The sequence below is a fragment of the Lamprobacter sp. genome, assembly GCF_034860625.1.
Taxonomy (GTDB): domain Bacteria; phylum Pseudomonadota; class Gammaproteobacteria; order Chromatiales; family Chromatiaceae; genus Lamprobacter.
Window position 1 is genome coordinate 1 of the sequence record NZ_JAYESN010000294.1, and the last position, 3,314, is coordinate 3,314.

Genomic DNA, 3,314 nt, shown 5'->3' on the forward strand with positions numbered 1-3,314 from the left:
CTGGATGCCCTCGCCGCGCTGCGCGGCATCGCCCAGGATCGCAGCGATGCGGTCGCTGAGCTGATGGCGCAGTATCTGCTGCAGCGTGATGCGCTCGACCCCATGCCGGCGGCAGAGCTGTTGGCGCAGGCGCAGGATGGGCTGGTGACGGTGCTCGATGTGCGCCCGCCCGAGGAGTTCGGCCAGGGCCATCTGCCGGGTGCCCTCAATATCCCGTTGGACCAACTCAAGACCCGACTGGCGGAGCTACCGCCGGAGCGTCAGGTCGTCGCCTACTGCCGCGGTCCCTGGTGCGTGCTCTCGTTCGAGGCGGTTGCGGCATTGCGCGAAGCCGGTTTCGAGGCTCGACGCCTGGCCGATGGCCTGCCCGAGTGGCGCCATGCTGGGCTGCCGGTGGCGCGGGATTAGGACGGCGAGCTGGTCTCCGCCTTATCGCTTCAGCTTCAGCCCTACTCAGTTTCACCATGCTCAGCGCGGATCAGCGCACGGAGCGTCTCTAATGCTGCGTCAACGACGTCCCGGCTGCCCGCAGTCGGATAGACCACATAGGTCGGCAACCGCAGGCTCGGGCTGTCATGGATGCGCTGTAGACAACCGCCTTCGAGATAGGAGGCCGCGACCCGCTCCGGCACGAAACAGGTGCCGCCGTTGGCGAGGATCAGTTGCAGCCCGAGCCAGCCGATGTTGGCCGTTTGCGCCGGACGTTCCAGCTCCGGGTAGGCCTGGCGATGCTGGGCGAAGAAGGTCGGCCCCCAGTTGACATAGACATAGCTGTCATCGAGCGCGCGCCGCTCGGGGTCTGGGCCGACTAGGATCAGGGTCTCGTCGAACAGGTACTCGACCTGGATGCCAGCGGCCTGACGCGGGCTGTACATCAGCGCCAAGTCCATGGTGCCGGCGATGACCCGGCGCATCAGGTCTTCCTCGAAGCCGATCTCGGTGTTGAGCGAGATGTCCGGCATGTGGCTGCGCAGGCGGCCGATCCAGCGCGGCAGCAGGCTGTCCCAGAGCGCAATGCGCGCGCCCAGGGTGAGGCTGGCGCGGAAGCGACTCGGCAAACCCACCTCGTGGCGCGCCTGCTCGTAGGTCAGCAGCAGGGTCTTGGCGTGGCGAAGAAAACGTTCGCCGGCATGGGTCAGGCTGGCGCCGGCGCGATTGCGCACGAACAGGCGCGCTCCGAACTGCTGCTCTAGGCTCTGGATGCGGGCGCTCACCGTTGATTGGGTGACATGCACCTGCGCGGCGGCCTCAAGGAAGCTGCCATGGGCGGCCACCGCGAGGAAGGTCTTGACCTGGTCGATATCCATCAACGCTTGTCCAAGCAGCGTCTGCGCAAGCCGTTCATATCAAAAAGCGTTAGAGCCGATTGCCGGTGGCCAGCCAGTAGTGCCAATCGGCGATGGCTTCCGCTGTGTGCTCATCCACATCGATGCCTTGCAGATGCGAGAGCGGAATGCCGCATGTTCTCCCGGCCCATGCCACTTCGACCGCCATATCGGCCAGACACTCATCGTCGTTGATCATCGCGAGCACCTGCACGAACTCTCCGAGCTTGAGGGGAGAGCGCTGACTTTCTTTGATACAGCGGGCCTGGAATGGAAAGGACAGCTTGTCGCCGAGATAACAGGACCAACCCGCAACCGCCTCCTCATCGGTGTAGGTATCCACCAGCACTTCCATCGCAATACGCTCTTCGCGCTCCTCGTCGATTTGATGCTTAGGCATGCTGTTTTCCTGCGTCGACCATGGTTGTTGTTTGTTTGCTAGAGGCAGACTCTTACTATCGAAAAAAACGATACCAAAGTCAAATAACTTTCGTTTGCCTGAACTCAATATCAGGGCTAGCTTATAGAACCGCGCGGCCGCTGAGCGGCTGCCCCCCCAGGAGGACAGACGAGGAGGGATGATGACGCCGAGCAGACCCCTACAGGATCTTCACCACCCGCATCTGCGCATCACCGCCCCGCATCAGCAGCGGCGTCTCGGTCTGGGACAGCGCCTGGCCGGCGCGGTCGCTGGCTATCTGCGCAAGCTGCGCGGCTCCACGCGCGATGCCCCGCCTCGGGTCAACAACCGCGAGGTGATCTGGTCCTGGCTTGGCAGCTTCCTTGGCATCGCCTTGTTGGCCTGGCTGAACGAGGCGATCAGCACCCAGGGGACGAATCCGGCCGTCTGGCTCGAGACCATCGGACTCACACCAACAGACGGCCTGCTCCTCATCGGTTCATTCGGCGCCTCGGCGGTGTTGCTCTACGGCGCCCCACGCAGTCCGCTGGCGCAACCACGCAATCTGATCGGTGGCCATGCCATCTCGGCGCTGATCGGTGTCTCGGCCTGGCTGCTGCTCGGGGCGCTGCTGCCCTGGCTGGCGGCGGCGCTAGCGGTCTCGACCGCGATTGCGATGATGCATCTGACCCGCACCCTCCATCCACCCGGTGGCGCGACCGCGCTGATCGCGGTGATTGGCTCCGAGCAGGTGCATGCGATGGGCTATCTGTTCGTGTTGATCCCGGTCACGCTCGGCGCGCTGCTGATGCTGCTGGTCGCGCTGCTGGTCAATAACCTGGCTCGCGGACGCCGGTATCCGGAGTTTTGGTTCTGATGGTTCTCTGCAGTGCGGTCATCAGCCGCTGGTCATCGGCACGAAAGATCAGCTGCGCGCGGCGGGTCTTCATCCGGTATTCCAAGCGCTACCCGCGTCGCGCAGAGGGCTCAACCCATGAACTGTCTCTCCTTTCGCCGGCAACTGTTGGTCGATCCGCAAGGACGACAAGCCGAGCTCCAAGCCCATGCGGCGCAGTGCGCCACTTGTGCACGCGCGTTAAAGCGGGCCCTGGCCTTCGAGGCAAGCCTCAAGGCGGCGTTGCTGTTGGACGATGCAGACGACGAGGATGACGCGCATCGCGAGGGCGAGGGCGAGTCCGATGACCGCAGCGATGCTGACCCACCGAAGTCGGCCTATGGTGTGAACGGTTGCTGAGCCAACCCCCCTCTCTGTGGTTAAGAGACGATGCGCCATGTCGACACAGCGACCGCCTCAACGACGCATCGGCCGCCTGGCAGCCAGTCTTGGCCTCATTGCCCTGTTGAGCAGCACGCTCGCGCTGGCCGAGACAACGATCGAGGGCCGGATCAACGGCCTGTGTTGTCCGCGAGCGGCACTGATGCAGGTGCCAGTGCCGTGCAGCGCTCCGCGCTACGAGAAGATGAGGGTGGTGGTGGCGGCGGTGGTAGTGGTCGCTTCGATGCCGGCTCAAGGGCGCAGCCAACGCAGCACCAGCGGCATGCTCGCGGCCTGCACCAACAGGGTTCAT

The 3,314-nt window shown here is 64.2% G+C and carries 6 protein-coding genes; 4 read left to right on the plus strand and 2 right to left on the minus strand.

The annotated features are described in order from the left end of the window. Positions 1-408: rhodanese-like domain-containing protein (locus VBE63_RS26375; RefSeq protein ID WP_323685972.1), on the plus strand; the 408-nt coding region annotated here is incomplete at its 5' end. A gap of 41 nt (positions 409-449) precedes the next feature. On the opposite strand, the gene VBE63_RS26380 is transcribed toward VBE63_RS26375, so the two are convergent. Together VBE63_RS26380 and VBE63_RS26385 are read right to left on the minus strand one after the other, a co-directional pair. Then, entirely contained in the window at positions 450-1,307 is an 858-nt protein-coding gene (locus VBE63_RS26380) for a LysR family transcriptional regulator (protein ID WP_323685973.1), read from the minus strand. Positions 1,308-1,356: 49 nt separating this feature from the next. Next, complete coding sequence (locus VBE63_RS26385; protein ID WP_323685974.1) at positions 1,357-1,725, minus strand: calcium-binding protein; 369 nt, start codon at positions 1,723-1,725, stop codon at positions 1,357-1,359. A gap of 178 nt (positions 1,726-1,903) precedes the next feature. Here VBE63_RS26385 and VBE63_RS26390 point away from each other — a divergent pair, with 178 nt between their 5' ends. The 3 genes from VBE63_RS26390 to VBE63_RS26400 all read left to right on the plus strand — a co-directional run. Beyond that, on the plus strand, positions 1,904-2,602 hold the full coding sequence (locus VBE63_RS26390; RefSeq protein ID WP_323685975.1) for an HPP family protein: 699 nt from the start codon (positions 1,904-1,906) through the stop codon (positions 2,600-2,602). A gap of 117 nt (positions 2,603-2,719) precedes the next feature. Further along, positions 2,720-2,980 carry a hypothetical protein gene (locus VBE63_RS26395; protein WP_323685976.1) on the plus strand — a complete coding sequence of 87 codons (261 nt, stop codon included), beginning with the start codon at positions 2,720-2,722 and terminating at the stop codon, positions 2,978-2,980. Positions 2,981-3,017: 37 nt separating this feature from the next. After that, positions 3,018-3,314 (plus strand): hypothetical protein (locus tag VBE63_RS26400; RefSeq protein ID WP_323685977.1); only part of this gene is annotated, 297 nt, incomplete at its 3' end.

Bases quoted from the DNA above. Each gene is read 5' to 3' on its own strand.
- VBE63_RS26380 (WP_323685973.1), bottom strand. From the start codon at position 1,307: ATGGATATCGACCAGGTCAAGACCTTCCTCGCGGTGGCCGCCCATGGC.
- VBE63_RS26385 (WP_323685974.1), bottom strand. From the start codon at position 1,725: ATGCCTAAGCATCAAATCGACGAGGAGCGCGAAGAGCGTATTGCGATG.
- VBE63_RS26395 (WP_323685976.1), top strand. From the start codon at position 2,720: ATGAACTGTCTCTCCTTTCGCCGGCAACTGTTGGTCGATCCGCAAGGA.
- VBE63_RS26390 (WP_323685975.1), top strand. From the start codon at position 1,904: ATGATGACGCCGAGCAGACCCCTACAGGATCTTCACCACCCGCATCTG.